Below are 12,671 nucleotides of genomic sequence, written 5' to 3' on the forward strand. Positions count from 1 at the left end.
CGCCCCGATCAGGGCGGTTACTTTCGCACATCTTACGGTACGCGGTTGATCCACTCCGGCGTAGCGAATTTGGTGCGCACCAGTTCGCGCGCTGTTGCCAGTTCGTCGGCGGTAATTTCACCGGCCGCCGCGTCATATCGGTCGGTGAATGATGTGCTGAGGGTGGCAATCACGTCCGCGCGGCTCATGCCGGTTTGCCGGCGCAACGGGTCCACGCGTTTCTTGGCCGAGCGGTTGCCTTTGTCGGAGAGCTTTTCTTTGCCGATTCTCAGCACGTCGGTCATCTTGTCCGCGTCGATGTCGTAGCTCATGGTCACGTGGTGCACCATGCCGCCGTTGGAAAACCGCTTCTGCGCCGCTCCCCCGATCTTGCCGTGCTGCGTGGCGATGTCATTGAGCGGCACGTAGTGCGCATCCAACCCCATGGATTGGAACGACTGCATGATCCACGCGTCCAGGAACGGATAGGAATCAGCGAAACTCAATCCGTCCACCAGCGACTGCGGAACGTACAACGAGTACGTGATGCAGTTACCGGCCTCCATAAACATGGCACCGCCGCCGGATACGCGGCGCACCACCTCGATCCCGTGACGCTTGGCGCCTTCCGGGTCCACCTCGTTGCGCACCGATTGGAACGACCCGATCACCACGGCGGGGTCTTCCCAGTCCCACAGCCGCAGGGTGGGGTTGCGCCGACCGGCGCCCACCTCGCGAGCGAGCACCTCATCCAGGGCTAGGTTCTCGAGCGTGGGCCTCACCTGCGGGGCAATCACCTCCCACTCGTGGTCGCCCCAGCCGGTGGCCTTGGCCAGCGCGCGCCGCACCGCGATCGCGACCGCGCGGGCGTCGAAACCGAACAGCACGGCGTCGGCGGGAAGGGCCGCCTCGATGGCCGCGACCATCTCATCCGGGGCGGCAGACTCGGCCAGCCCGTTCAGCGCGGAGTTGATGTCATCGAGAGCCTCGTCCGGCTCCAGGAAGAAGTCGCCGTTGATCGACACGTCCGCCAGGTGTCCGTCAACAACCGACAGGTCAGCGACCACCAATTTGCCGCCCATCACCTTGTATTCGCCGTGTCTGCGGGTGCTGGTCATTGGCTCTCCTTGGGGCTCGGGGACGGCTGCGTCTTCTTCAGGGTAAGCACAGTGGTGGAGCCGGCCGGTAATGTCACGTCGACCGTTTTGCTGCCGGCTTTCACCCCGCCCACGCGCGGGCGCTCACCCACGGGCGTGATCGGCAGGCCGTAGCCGTCCACGCTCACGCTCTGGCTCCCCGCGGGTTGCAGGGCGCGTTCCACGCTCAAGGCCACGTCCGGATCGGCCGGGTAGTCGGGCGCCGACGACGCCGCCTCGCCACTTGCACTCGGACCTCCCGTTGCACCTGAACTGGGGCTGGGGCTGTTGCTTGCGTTCGAGTGGTCCTCGAAGAGGCTCGCCACCGGGTATTCGGAGGTCCACGATGGGCCGCGCAGCTGTGACTGTGTTGCGTAGTCCACCGCGAACGGAAGGTTGACGGTCGTGGTGCGGTCCTTGCCGCTGGCCGGGTTGCGGTAGTCGGTGAGCACCACGGATACGGTGTCGTTGCCGTGTTCCACGGCGAAGCTCGTGAGGTTGTCCGTGGAGGTCGCCGTCTCCACCATGTTGCCCTGCGGGATGCTTGCGATCAGCGCCAAGGCCAGTCCATTGGCGCGTACGGAAAAGGATTCCTCCGGATTGGCCAGGGTCCCGTCCGAGCACAGCACAGACATGGGGGCACCACCCTTGCAGGGCGCCAAAGACGAATGGGCGGCCACCCGCTCCACGCCGAGGTCCTGGACCCGCATGGAGTACTCGGCTTGGTGCACCGCGGCGACCAGTGTTTCCGTGATCTCGTTGGAACCGGAGCAGGCCGACAGGGACGTTTCCGTAATCCACAACGGCAACTCGTGCTCGTCCGCATCCTCCGCCGCCTGGCTGACCAGCCGGTCCACGTTCTCCCTGGTTTCCGGGTCCACCGCGTTCTCCACGGTGGGGATCTGATGCTCCCACTGACTACCGCACTCGGAGAGCGGATACTGGTGAACCGCCATGGCCATGGATCCGGTACCCGGTGCCTCCGCGGCCGCATTCCACCAGTCAGCCGAATATGCGCCGGGGGCCACGATGCGAAAATTCGGCACGCGCTCATGAATGGCCTTGGAGTAGGCCGTCAGTTGCTTGGCGTAGGTCTCCTGATCCCAGTCCTCGCTCTTGATCGTGAGGTCGTTGTCCCTACCCTGGTAGAAACCATTGGGCTCGTTGCCCACCATGATGCCCACCAACCGGTCCCCAAAGGCGTCCTTGGCGTGACGGGCCAGCTCCCCCGCACGATCAGGGTGGTAGCGAGCCAGGTTGGCGCTGATGATCACCGACGTCTCGGTGCGTTCGGTCAGCTTGGCCACTCGTTTCAGATCATCCGGGGTGACCTTGGTGATCTCCTCCCCCTCGTTGAGGGGCCAATCCTTCGGAATCGGTTCATCGGACGCGGTGAAGAAGAAGCGGCGATCAGTGGAGTTACCGCCAAAGCGCAGCATGGGTTCGTGCAGCGAATCGAGGATGCTCACCAGATCCGCGTTGTCCGCGTTCAAACGCTCGTCGGCCAGATCCGTGGACTCCAACGAGAGACCCACCGAACCGTGCCGGTAGTCCTCCCCCGGGTCGCCGTCACGCACGGTGACGGTTGCGTTTGCACCTGCCGCGCTCGCTGAGCTCCCCGGGTAGGTTTCCGGCAGCTCGCGGGCCTGCGCCACCTTGGCGGGATCGACTGAATGAAGCGGCGCATTACGAGCCACTCCAGAAATAGGCCCTGTGGGCTCAGGCTCCGGTGTTGGCGCCGGTTCGGACTGATCCGAACAGGCCGTGAGCAACAACAAAGCGGTGCCCAGAAAGGCGACCGAGCGGCGTCGTCGGCTGGAAGATGAGGCGGGGGCGAGGGAATCAGCGGGGGATGCAACCACGCGCCCATCCTAGCCAGGGAAAGTCGACCCGGCTCGGACCCCGGGTGTACACTGGTCGATTGGTGCTTTGTGCGTTCGCGCCCAAAAACACCGACTATCCGAGCAACGCCGTGCCTGGCAAAATCCAGGCACCTACAGAAGGTTGACACCATGAAGGCTGAAATTCACCCGGATTACCACCCGGTGCTGTTCCGTGACCTCGCTTCCGGCAAGGTCATCCTGACTCGTTCCACCGCTACCTCCTCCAAGACGGAGACCTGGGAAGACGGCAACGAGTACCCCATCATTGAGGTTGAAATCTCCTCCGAGTCCCACCCGTTCTACACGGGCAAGCAGCGCATCATGGACTCCGCCGGTCGCGTGGAGCGCTTCAACCAGCGTTTCAAGAACTTCGGCAAGTCCTCCAGCTAATTCTGGGACTTCCACCAACACCCGGTTCGGACCTTTCCGAACCGGGTGTTGTGCTGTCCGGGACATTTCGAGTTGCTCGTTCCCACGTCAGGGTGGGGTCAAATACCAGCCAATCCTGAATATTTGCTTTGGAATACTTATGATGGACGCATCCCCTCCATTTCCCGGGTGCGTCACTGACTGAGTTCCCCCACTCACGCCCGGGCCGCCGAAAGGTCCCCCCGCCCTATGACGGTACGTTCATCGCGCCTGCGCCACGCTGTTCTGCCCCTGGCAGTAACCGCGGCGCTGGCGTTCTCCGCTCAGCCCGCGCTCGCAGCGCCCGCAGCTCCCTCGGGTGGCCCGGATTCCCCGGCCACCACCTCGACCAATGAGCCGCCCAAGGAAACCGATCGCGTGATCGTGAAGTTCCGCGAACCGGCCGCCGATCAGACCACCAAGGACGAGGTGGTTGAATCCGCAGCGGATGAGGCCCTCGCCGCCGAGCCGGGCACCACCCCGGAGGTCACCGAGCACGTCAAGACCACCGTGGCCGACGCGGACGTGGTGCGCCTGGACCGCGAGCTCGATGAATCTGAGCAGGACAAGGTGGTGGACGAGCTCCGCGCCAACCCCGCCGTTGAGTACGCCGAACCGGACCGCTTGGCAGCAGCCAGCTGGATGCCCAATGACGTGTACATGCCGTACCAGTGGGCCAACAACAAGGCCACCGGCCTGGATTTCCCTGCGGCTTGGGATCTCGCGCGTGGAAACGGTCAGACCATCGGCATTCTGGACACCGGCATCACCTCGCACCCCGATCTGAACTCCAAGGTGGTGTCGGGACGCGATTTCATCACCTCCACCGCCCTGTCCGTGGACGGTAACGGCCGCGACGCGAATCCTCGCGACGAGGGCGACTGGTCCACCGCCGGACAGTGTGGCAAGGGAACCCCCGCCCGCAATTCGTCCTGGCACGGCACGCACGTGGCCGGCCTCGCTGCAGCGGCCACCAACAACAACCGCACGGGCATCGCCGGCGCCGCCCCCGGTGCCAAGATCCAGCCCGTCCGCGTGCTCGGTAACTGCACCTTCGGGTGGGTTTCGGACATCGCCGACGCCGTGACCTGGGCTTCCGGAGCCACCGTTGCCGGTCAACCCCGCAACCCCAATCCCTCCACCGTGATCAACATGTCCCTCAACTACCCGGGACAGTGCGGTAACACTCTGCAGGCGGCCATCAACACCGCTGTGAGCCGCAAGGTCCCCGTGGTGGTGGCCGCGGGTAATAGTGGAGTGAACGCCGTCAACACCGCGCCCGCCAACTGCGGCAACACCATTGTGGTGGGTGCCGCCGGCCCCAAGGGTGTCCCGGCCTCGTACTCGAACATCGGTGCTGTGGTTGACGTCCTGGCCCCGGGTGGAACCGCGCGGGACCCGCTGCTGTCGACGATGAACACCGGTGCCCGCGGTCAGGCTGTGGCCAGCTACGGCAATCAGTACGGCACTTCCATGGCCGCACCGCTGGTCGCCGGCACCGTGGCCCTGATGAAGCAGGCCAACCCCGGTCTGACTCCCGCGCGTATCGAGCAGGTACTCAAGTCCACCTCAACGGGTCGGCTGGGCTCCTTGCAAATCAATCCGGCCGCAGCAGTTCGCTCCGTTTCCCAGACCGGCCAGGTGGCCACCACGTACACCACCAAGGGCGCTATTGGGTCCAAGTGGCGCGCCACCGGTGGCGCCGGCAAGTGGGGCAACCCGATCATGAACGAAGCCAACGCGGCCAACGGTGGCCGTTACCAGGAGTTCGTGAAGTCCGGCCGCAAGACCACTATCTACTGGCACACCCGCACCGGCGCACGCATCGTGGAGAACCCCACTGCAATCGGGCGCGCGTTCCTCTCCCACGGTCGTGAACGCGGCTACGGCTTCCCCTCTACCGATGAGCGACGCGCCACCGGCGGCGCCTACCAGGTATTCGTGAACGGCAACAAGATCAACAAGGTGCTCTGGACCTCCCGCACCGGCGCCCACGCCGTTCAGGAAAACGGCGGCATCGGTCAGGCGTGGATGCGCGCGGACTACGAACGCGGTTGGGGCTGGCCCACCACAGGCGAATACCGCTCCGGCAACGAGGTCCGCCAGAAGTACTCCAAGGGCGTCACCGCCCACTGGACCTCATCGCGCGGAGTGTGGATCACTCGGTAACGCTTCATCTGGTGTGAGCATCGCCATTCCGGCGACGTGATCACCACCCACGCGCAGGGCCGTTCCCACCCGGGAACGGCCCTGTGCCGTGTGGGTACTTATGGGATCATCGGTTCGATGCGTTGAAAGGTGACTCATCTTTAGGATTCCCCCGGGCGATTCCTCACAAGCCCCTCCTCGTCCTGACATCTGAGGCAGAGCTTCGCAACGGTGAACATTTAGGGAAGAAGTACGTCGAGATTCGGCTGGTTTAGCTGCCTACCTCTGCCACAAATGTTCCCGGCGAACCAGAATTGCGTACCTCTGCCCGAAATGTTCGCGAGGCGCTGGAACTGCGTACCTCTACCGTAGATGTCAGCGTGTGCGCGAAAGGAGGGTCTCCCGGGGCACGATTTACTGATTTACTCCGGTACTAGGACGATGGCGCAACGTACTCGTGGTGCAGGTCGCTGACCTTGGCAATGTGATCGAAATCGTGGTCGGCCGCGAGTACAGTCGCGCCGTTCACAATCGCATACCCCGCGATCAGGATGTCGAGCGAGCCGGCCGCACGCACAAGCCCCGAGTTCCAAAGGGCACCTTGGATATCCAGGACGAGCGACTCATCAGGAGCATGTTCGAGCGGAAACCCTAAGGAAATCTGCTGTCGATAAAGCGTGTACTGTTCCGGCGATCGAGCACTATGGCAAAACTCCAGAACCTGGGGCGCACAGGTCACGAAGAGATCCGACGGTGCCTGTTCGATGTGACGGAGTCGAGCCGCGATTCGCTGATCACCGGACGCCAATCTCGCCCATACCGAATTATCAACCAAGTAATCGGTCACGAACTGGGCAATTCTGAGCTTGGTACCTCGTCTGTTGGAGCGCCAAGTCCAGACTCAAGGTCCGTCAATTCGGCGATTCCATCAATCATCGCGCCCTTCTGCTTGGAAGCGATCAGCCTGCGGAGAGCTAGATCGAGGACAGCGCGGTTTGAACGCTCACCAGTGAGAATTCGAGCTCTTTCTATGAGCCCAGGGTCAAGGTCAACACTCGTCATTGCCATGGTCCACCCCTTCCATTATATGGTTCATTATATGCTCCGTGGGTATCAGTTGTACATGGCAGGACGGTGCGGCCTGTTACCTTGGCCGGGTTTCCCAGAACGCTACGGCGCTCGCCGCAGCGACGTTGAGGGAATCCACTCCGTGGCTCATGGGGATGATCACGTGGCGATCAGCGTGGTAAAGGGTCGCGTCGCCGAGTCCCTGACCCTCCGTGCCAAGAATCAGAGCGAGCTTCTCGGGCTTCTCGGCAGCGAGCTCGTCAACGGTCACCGCATCCTCCGACAGCGCGAGTGCCGCCGTCAGGAACCCCGCGTCCTTCACGGCCTGCAGGTCCGCGGTCCAGTGTTCGAGTCGCACCCACGGAACCTGGAACACGGTGCCCATCGACACCCGGACGGCCCGGCGATACAAAGGGTCGGCGCAGCGTGGGGTGACCAGAACGGCGTCGACGTCCAAGGCCGCTGCGGAACGGAAGATCGCGCCCACGTTGGTGTGGTCCACGATGTCTTCCAGGATCGCCACGCGGCGGGCGGAGGCCAGCACGTCGGTCAAGGAAAGCGGCGCCGGGCGGTGCATGGCCGCGATTGCCCCGCGGTGCAAGTGGAAGCCGGTGATGTGCCCGAGCACGTCGTCAGAGCCGACGAACACCGGAACGTCGTAGGCGTTGAGGATGTCGGGCATGTCGTCGAGCCATTTCTCGGCCATGAAGAACGAGCGAGGCTGGTGGCCGGCGTCTAGGGCGCGGCGCAGGACCTTGGAGGACTCGGCGAGGTAAAGCCCGCGCTCAGGCTCGATCTTGCGGCGCAGGGCCACGTCCGTGAGGCTCGTGTAATCGGCCACGCGCGGATCTTTGGGGTCGGTGAGACGGACAATGCGGTCTTCAAAAGACGAAACAGTCATAGCGGATCTCCTAGAACAGCTGGGAGACCATGTTGATGAGGGCCACGACACCCAGGATCACGATCACGGTGCGCAGCACGATGGGCGACATGCGCTTGCCGATCTTGGCGCCCAACCAGGAACCGAGTGTGGAACTCAGCGCGATGAACAGCACCACCCACCAGTTGATGCGGTCGAACGCCAAGAGGATGTAGGACAGCGCGGCCACAATGTTCACCGCGGCCACGAGCACGTTCTTCACAGCGTTGGCCGCCTGCATGGAGGCGAGCAGGAACACGCCCAGGACCCCCATGAGCAACACGCCCTGCGCCGCCACGAAGTAGCCACCGTAAATGCCGGCGAAGAACACCAGGAAGTACAGCGGGAGCGGCTGCTTGGAGCGGTCCGGGTCCACGTCCCCGCCGCTGGTCTCCATGTCGGTATCCGCGGCGGCGGCCGTCTCTTGCTGTGCCTTCCGACGCCGCACCAAAGCTTGCAGGCGTGGCTGGAAGATCACGAACAGCAGCGCCACCACAATGAGAATGGGTGCTGCCACCCCGAAGACTTCCTCGGGCAGGGTCAGCAGCAACGCGGCACCGATCACGCCACCCAACAGTGAGCAGGGAATCAGCTTCTTGAGAGTGTGCTTCACTCCCCCGAGTTCACTGCGATAACTCCACGCGCCCGTCAAGTTGCCGGCAATCAGACCCATCGCGTTGGACATGGACGCCGTCACGGGTGGCACTCCCATGGTCACCAGAACCGGGAAGGTCACCAGCGTTCCGGAGCCCACAATCGTGTTGATCAGACCGGCCCACAGTCCGGCCACCAGAATCAGGGCGACTTGCCACCACTCGAACGGAATGGTTCCGGATTCGCCGAACAGCTGCATGGGCGCAGCCGCGGACAGGGGAAGGTTCAACAACGTGAGTCTCGATTACCGGGCGAACGCGGCGTAACGGTTGCCGACCTTCACGAGCTTCAGCGGAAGGTTGAACGTCTCGGAGAGGTTCTTCTGGGTCATGACCTGACCGACCGGACCGGCCGCCACGATCTTGCCCTCGCGCAACAGCATGGCGTGGGTGAAGGCGTCCGGGACCTCTTCGAGGTGGTGGGTGACCATCACGATGGCCGGCGAGGACGGATCCTTCGCGAGCTCGTCCAGGCGTGCGACCAGCTTCTCGCGGCCGCCCACGTCCAGACCGGCGGCCGGCTCATCGAGGAGCAACAGTTCGGGGTCGGTCATGAGCGCGCGGGCGATCAACACTCTCTTGCGCTCGCCCTCGGACAGGGTTCCGAAGCGTCGCTCGGCGAGGTCGCCGAGGCCCCAGGCGTCGAGCAATTCGACGGCGCGAGCGTCGTCGGACTCGTCGTACTCTTCGCGCCAGCGACCGGTCACGCCGTACGCGGCGGTCACGATTACGTCGCGAACGGTCTCCGCGTGCGGGATCTGAGTGGCCAGGGTCGCGGAGCTGACGCCGATACGGGGGCGCAACTCGAACACGTCCACCGCGCCCAGGATTTCTTCAAGAATGTCGACCATGCCGGTGGTCGGGTGCAGGCGCGCAGCGGCAATCGACAACAACGTGGATTTACCGGCACCGTTGGGACCCAGAATGACCCAACGCTCCCCGTCCTGAACGGTCCAGTTCACCGAATCCAACAGGGTTTTCTCGCCGCGGACAACACTGACGTCCACCAATTCCAGCACAGCACTCATGATCGCAACTCTAACGTGAGCGGGCGGTCACGGGCATGCGGGCACACCGGTGACACGAGCACAACCGGTTACAGATCCACGAAGAAGCGCAGGGCATCCAGGTTGGGGATGCTCAGTTGCGTATCGGCGACGTCGCGCAGGGCCGGTTTCGCGCGGTAGGCCACCGAGAGACCAGCGGCCCGGCACATGTCGATGTCGTTGGCGCCGTCGCCCACGGCAATGACGTCCTCCGGGGCAACGTCGAGTTCCTCCGCCCACTGGCTCAGCAGACGAGCCTTGGCTTCGCGGTCGACGACGCCGCCGGTCACGCGACCGGTCAGCTTACCGTCCTCGATGTCCAGGGTGTTGGCCGCGGCTCGCGTCAGGTCCAACTTCTCGGCGAGGGGGTCCAGAATCTGGTTGAACCCGCCGGATACCGCAGCCACCGCGTGGCCGGAGCCGAGCAGGGTCTTGACCAGGACCGTGGCACCGGGAGACAACCGCACGGACGACGAAACCTCATCGATAACCGACGCCGGCAGACCCTTGAGAACCGCCACACGCTCACGCAGTGACTGCTCGAAGTCGATCTCACCGCGCATCGCACGCTCGGTAACCGCTGCAACCTCAGCCTCAAGGCCCACGTGCGCGGCCAGCATCTCAATGACTTCCTGGCGGATCAGCGTGGAATCCACATCCGTGACCAGAAGCTTGCGGCGCGAGTTGTCGAACCAGCGCGCATCGATCACGTTGAGATCCACACCCGGCAGCAGCTGTTCCCGCCGGTTTGGTTGAAGCGCATTTCGCAGGTGGTCGACGGATGGAGCGTCGGCATGGACGGTGAGGGCGTTGTAACCTTCCACGTCCGTGGCTTGACCGTCCGAAGCGGACTCGGTGACGCGCACCCAGTTGTGCGAATCCACCTCACCGCCGGAACGTTGGATCAGGTCCAGCACCGCTTCGGTGGCCCCCTCCTCGGGAGACACGGCATACGCAACTACTACGAGCTTCTGGGGCATGAAGTGAAGTCTAGTCATCGTGGCGTAGGGGCAGAAAATTACCCGGCCGTAGAAGATTCGACTTTACGATGCTTGCCGGGCGATCCGGCACCGGAGGGCCACCAGGACTTGGGACCAATGTCCAAGGCCAGAGCGGGAACCAACAGCGAACGCACGATGATCGTGTCCATCAAAACGCCGATCGCCACAATGATGGCCAATTGCACCAGGAACAGGATGGGAAGCACGGCCAACGCGGCGAACGTTGCCGCGAGCACCACACCCGCGGCGGTAATCACGCCGCCGGTGGTCACCAATCCCACCAGCACACCCTTACGGTGACCGATCTGCACCACTTCTTCTCGTACTCGGCTCATCAAGAAGATGTTGTAGTCGATACCCAGGGCCACCAGGAACACGAAGCTGAACAGCGGGACCGTGGGATCTGCCTGGTTGATGTCGAAGATCTCGAACACGGCCCAGGCAACACCTAGCGCGGACAGGAACGACAGCACGGTGGTCACCACCAGCAGCACGGGCATCAGGACGCTACGCAGCAATACGATCAGGATGATCAGGATGACCACCAGGATGATGGGGATGATCACGGCCCGGTCGCGTTCGGCTGCGGAAATGGTGTCCAGCTGGACCGCCGTGGTGCCGCCGATCAGCACGTCCGAATCGATCTCAACCAGCTCACCACGCAACCGTTCCACGGCGTCCTGGGCCTCACCGGAGTCGGTGTTGTAGGTCAGGGTGGCCTGAATCAGCACCTGGCCGTTGTCCACGGTCGGCTCGGCGTTGGCCAGCGGGCCGGCCGGGGGCGCGGGGTAAGGCAATGTGCCGCTCGGGGTGTCCTTGGCGTTGAACGCGACGGAGGCGACGTCGTCGTCCCCGTCGAGCTTCTCCGCGATGGCCTCGCCGTGCTCCTCAGAGGCGAGCACGTACGTGGGGTCGCCGGAACCGCCCGGGAAGTGGCGATCAATGATGGCCAAGCCATCGCGAGCCTCGGACTCGCCTAACACGAATTCGGACTCGGGGACGCCGCCGGCGTCCAGCTGCGACGCACCGACCGCGGCGATGCCCAAGCCGATGGCGCAGATGATCCACACGGTGCGGGACTTGCGATCTACCAAGCGGGCGACGGCGGGCCACAGGCCCTTCTTGTGCTCGAGGTCATCGGCCTGTTGGTGCGCCTCGGGGACGGTTTCTACCTTGGGGATGCGGGGCCACATGGCCACGCGGCCGAAGATCGCCAGCAGGGCGGGCAAGAGGGTCAGGCCCGCGAGAATGGCAAAAACGACACCAATGGCGGTGACCGGACCGAGCGACCGGTTGGACTCAAGAGCGGACAGCAGAAGGCACAGCAGACCCGCGATCACCGTGGTACCGGAGGCCATGACCGCAGGGAACGTGCCCTTCCACGCCACACGCGTGGCGTGCCAACGGGACTCGGTCTGGTGGAGTGCTTCGCGGAACCGTGCGGTGTAGAGCAGGCCGTAGTCGGTGGCCGCACCGATCACAATGATGGACAGGATGCCCTGCGTCTGACCGCTCAGAGTGATGATTTCTTCCTTGGCCAGCCAGTACACGGTGAGGATCGCACCGCACAGCGCCGCCATGGAGGTGATCAAAACGAGGAAGGGAAGGATCGGCGAACGGTAGACGAGAACCAGGATGACCAGCACCGCTACCAGGGCCACGATCAGGAGCAGACCGTCGATGCCGGCGAACGCGCCACTGAGGTCAGCGACCAGACCAGCGGGACCCGAGACGGCAATGTTGAGGCCATCTTCGCTGTCAGTGCCGAGCTCGGAACGAATCTCTTCCACCACGGTGGCCGTGTCCGATTCCGCGTCCACCAGGGCAATGATTTCTACGGCTTGGCCGTCCTCCGACGGGATAGGAGGCGAAACCTGGGTGACCTGCTCAATGTCGGTCAATCCCTGGGTCGTCTCCCCCAGATCCCGAATCTGGGCCCGGGAAATCTCGTCCTCTGATTCCGCCACGATGATGGCGGGGATGCCCTCGGAGTCACTGAAATCCCCAATGCGGTCCTGGACCTCGGTGGCCTGTGCATCCACCGGTAGGAAGTCCGCCTGGGAGTTGGTCACCACATCCGAAATCTTGCCGAAAGTGGGGCCACCCACACCCATGACACCCAGCCACGCCAGGACCAACACGATGGGAATGATCCATCGAACGGCACCGGGCTTTGAACCGCTGCGTTTCTTGGCGTGTGAGGACCGGGTATCAGTGGAGGGCATTATTCACCTGTCATCTGATGCCACGGGGCACCCCGGCTCAGGGGAGATCGGGCGCCCGGCACCGTGAGCGTACGCGCCACGTATGCGGCGTCCGCCTTGCAGTCTAATTGCTCACCAGGCTGATCACCCGTGTTGCACGGCCGAAATCAACCTTTCGGTTGATCGGTTCAGCCAGGCTTGTATATGTACCCTGCGGGTCTAGCTG

General features: G+C 63.6%; 11 protein-coding genes. 2 read left to right on the plus strand and 9 right to left on the minus strand.

Annotated features, from left to right (window positions below):
* Positions 1-32 precede the first annotated feature (32 nt).
* Positions 33-1,097, minus strand: a complete 1,065-nt coding sequence (gene lplAB, locus ABD283_RS07715; protein WP_344224397.1) for a lipoate-protein ligase LplAB — start codon at positions 1,095-1,097, stop codon at positions 33-35.
* The gene (locus ABD283_RS07720; protein ID WP_344224398.1) at positions 1,094-2,977 is read right to left on the minus strand and encodes a cellulase family glycosylhydrolase; all 1,884 of its coding nucleotides are present in this window, start codon (positions 2,975-2,977) and stop codon (positions 1,094-1,096) included. Before ABD283_RS07720 ends, lplAB begins: the two co-directional genes overlap by 4 nt.
* 150 nt (positions 2,978-3,127) lie before the next feature.
* On the opposite strand from ABD283_RS07720, the gene ABD283_RS07725 reads away from it, so the two are divergent.
* Positions 3,128-3,388, plus strand: a complete 261-nt coding sequence (locus ABD283_RS07725; protein ID WP_016998141.1) for a type B 50S ribosomal protein L31 — start codon at positions 3,128-3,130, stop codon at positions 3,386-3,388.
* Between the two features lie 228 nt (positions 3,389-3,616).
* A complete protein-coding gene (locus ABD283_RS07730) occupies positions 3,617-5,575 on the plus strand; it encodes a S8 family serine peptidase (protein ID WP_344224399.1) in 1,959 nt (652 codons plus the stop codon).
* Between the two features lie 412 nt (positions 5,576-5,987).
* Here the strand turns inward: ABD283_RS07730 and ABD283_RS07735 are convergent, their stop codons facing one another.
* The 7 genes from ABD283_RS07735 to ABD283_RS07765 form a co-directional block, all read right to left on the minus strand.
* Entirely contained in the window at positions 5,988-6,401 is a 414-nt protein-coding gene (locus ABD283_RS07735) for a PIN domain-containing protein (RefSeq protein WP_016998114.1), read from the minus strand.
* Complete coding sequence (locus tag ABD283_RS07740; protein WP_344224400.1) at positions 6,398-6,622, minus strand: type II toxin-antitoxin system VapB family antitoxin; 225 nt, start codon at positions 6,620-6,622, stop codon at positions 6,398-6,400. Before ABD283_RS07740 ends, ABD283_RS07735 begins: the two co-directional genes overlap by 4 nt.
* 76 nt (positions 6,623-6,698) lie before the next feature.
* Positions 6,699-7,523, minus strand: coding sequence for a TrmH family RNA methyltransferase (locus ABD283_RS07745; protein ID WP_344224401.1), 825 nt, complete (start codon positions 7,521-7,523; stop codon positions 6,699-6,701).
* Between the two features lie 10 nt (positions 7,524-7,533).
* Entirely contained in the window at positions 7,534-8,394 is an 861-nt protein-coding gene (locus tag ABD283_RS07750; RefSeq protein ID WP_344224526.1) for a sulfite exporter TauE/SafE family protein, read from the minus strand.
* Between the two features lie 45 nt (positions 8,395-8,439).
* On the minus strand, positions 8,440-9,222 hold the full coding sequence (locus ABD283_RS07755; RefSeq protein ID WP_344224402.1) for an ABC transporter ATP-binding protein: 783 nt from the start codon (positions 9,220-9,222) through the stop codon (positions 8,440-8,442).
* 68 nt (positions 9,223-9,290) lie between these two features.
* Positions 9,291-10,220 carry a phosphoserine phosphatase SerB gene (serB, locus tag ABD283_RS07760; protein ID WP_344224403.1) on the minus strand — a complete coding sequence of 310 codons (930 nt, stop codon included), beginning with the start codon at positions 10,218-10,220 and terminating at the stop codon, positions 9,291-9,293.
* Positions 10,221-10,258: 38 nt separating this feature from the next.
* Positions 10,259-12,466 carry an MMPL family transporter gene (locus tag ABD283_RS07765; RefSeq protein ID WP_344224404.1) on the minus strand — a complete coding sequence of 736 codons (2,208 nt, stop codon included), beginning with the start codon at positions 12,464-12,466 and terminating at the stop codon, positions 10,259-10,261.
* Between the last annotated feature and the right edge of the window lie 205 nt (positions 12,467-12,671).

The sequence above is a fragment of the Kocuria atrinae genome (assembly GCF_039531425.1).
GTDB classification, from domain to species: Bacteria; Actinomycetota; Actinomycetes; order Actinomycetales; family Micrococcaceae; genus Kocuria; species Kocuria atrinae.

Excerpts from the sequence above, each read along its gene's own strand:
- lplAB (WP_344224397.1), bottom strand. The coding sequence starts at position 1,097 with ATGACCAGCACCCGCAGACACGGCGAATACAAGGTGATGGGCGGCAAA.
- ABD283_RS07725 (WP_016998141.1), top strand. The coding sequence starts at position 3,128 with ATGAAGGCTGAAATTCACCCGGATTACCACCCGGTGCTGTTCCGTGAC.
- ABD283_RS07730 (WP_344224399.1), top strand. The coding sequence starts at position 3,617 with ATGACGGTACGTTCATCGCGCCTGCGCCACGCTGTTCTGCCCCTGGCA.
- ABD283_RS07740 (WP_344224400.1), bottom strand. The coding sequence starts at position 6,622 with ATGGCAATGACGAGTGTTGACCTTGACCCTGGGCTCATAGAAAGAGCT.
- ABD283_RS07745 (WP_344224401.1), bottom strand. The coding sequence starts at position 7,523 with ATGACTGTTTCGTCTTTTGAAGACCGCATTGTCCGTCTCACCGACCCC.
- ABD283_RS07750 (WP_344224526.1), bottom strand. The coding sequence starts at position 8,394 with ATGCAGCTGTTCGGCGAATCCGGAACCATTCCGTTCGAGTGGTGGCAA.
- ABD283_RS07755 (WP_344224402.1), bottom strand. The coding sequence starts at position 9,222 with ATGAGTGCTGTGCTGGAATTGGTGGACGTCAGTGTTGTCCGCGGCGAG.
- serB (WP_344224403.1), bottom strand. The coding sequence starts at position 10,220 with ATGCCCCAGAAGCTCGTAGTAGTTGCGTATGCCGTGTCTCCCGAGGAG.
- ABD283_RS07765 (WP_344224404.1), bottom strand. The coding sequence starts at position 12,466 with ATGCCCTCCACTGATACCCGGTCCTCACACGCCAAGAAACGCAGCGGT.